This is a genomic window from Paraburkholderia strydomiana (genome assembly GCF_031456815.1).
Taxonomy (GTDB): Bacteria; Pseudomonadota; Gammaproteobacteria; order Burkholderiales; family Burkholderiaceae; genus Paraburkholderia; species Paraburkholderia caledonica.
On the sequence record NZ_JAVDVL010000047.1, the window covers coordinates 1 to 1,226 of the forward strand.

1 rRNA gene is annotated in these 1,226 nt (G+C 53.1%); it reads left to right on the forward strand.

The window, feature by feature from the left end:
* Positions 1–1,226: ribosomal RNA gene (locus J2W46_RS34290) — 23S ribosomal RNA — on the forward strand; the annotation flags it as partial.

Consider the following 1,226-nt stretch of genomic DNA (forward strand, 5'->3'; position numbering starts at 1 on the left):
TCTTTATCTTCATTGTTAGTCGAAGGCTCTGGAAAGTGCCGCCATAGCAGGTGATAGCCCTGTAGACGAAAACAGCGAGGAAGAACTAGGTGTACGACAAGTAGGGCGGGACACGTGAAATCCTGTCTGAAGATGGGGGGACCATCCTCCAAGGCTAAATACTCGTGATCGACCGATAGTGAACCAGTACCGTGAGGGAAAGGCGAAAAGAACCCCGGGAGGGGAGTGAAACAGATCCTGAAACCGCATGCATACAAACAGTCGGAGCCTCGCAAGGGGTGACGGCGTACCTTTTGTATAATGGGTCAGCGACTTACATTCAGTGGCAAGCTTAACCGATTAGGGCAGGCGTAGCGAAAGCGAGTCCGAACAGGGCGTTCAGTCGCTGGGTGTAGACCCGAAACCAGGTGATCTATCCATGGCCAGGATGAAGGTGCGGTAACACGTACTGGAGGTCCGAACCCACTAACGTTGAAAAGTTAGGGGATGAGCTGTGGATAGGGGTGAAAGGCTAAACAAACCTGGAAATAGCTGGTTCTCTCCGAAAACTATTTAGGTAGTGCCTCGTGTATCACCTTCGGGGGTAGAGCACTGTCATGGTTGTGGGGTCCATTGCGGATTACTACGCCATAGCAAACTCCGAATACCGAAGAGTGCAATCACGGGAGACAGACATCGGGTGCTAACGTCCGGTGTCAAGAGGGAAACAACCCAGACCGCCAGCTAAGGTCCCCAAATATGGCTAAGTGGGAAACGAAGTGGGAAGGCTAAAACAGTCAGGAGGTTGGCTTAGAAGCAGCCATCCTTTAAAGAAAGCGTAATAGCTCACTGATCGAGTCGTCCTGCGCGGAAGATGTAACGGGGCTAAGCCATATACCGAAGCTGCGGATGCACATTTATGTGCATGGTAGGAGAGCGTTCCGTAAGCCTGCGAAGGTGCACTGGAAAGTGTGCTGGAGGTATCGGAAGTGCGAATGCTGACATGAGTAGCGATAAAGGGGGTGAAAGGCCCCCTCGCCGTAAGCCCAAGGTTTCCTACGCAACGTTCATCGGCGTAGGGTGAGTCGGCCCCTAAGGCGAGGCAGAAATGCGTAGCTGATGGGAAGCAGGTTAATATTCCTGCACCATTGTTGAATGCGATGGGGGGACGGATCGCGGAAGGTTGTCCGGGTGTTGGAAGTCCCGGTCCTTGCATTGGAGAAGGCGCTTTGGCAAATCCGGGCGCG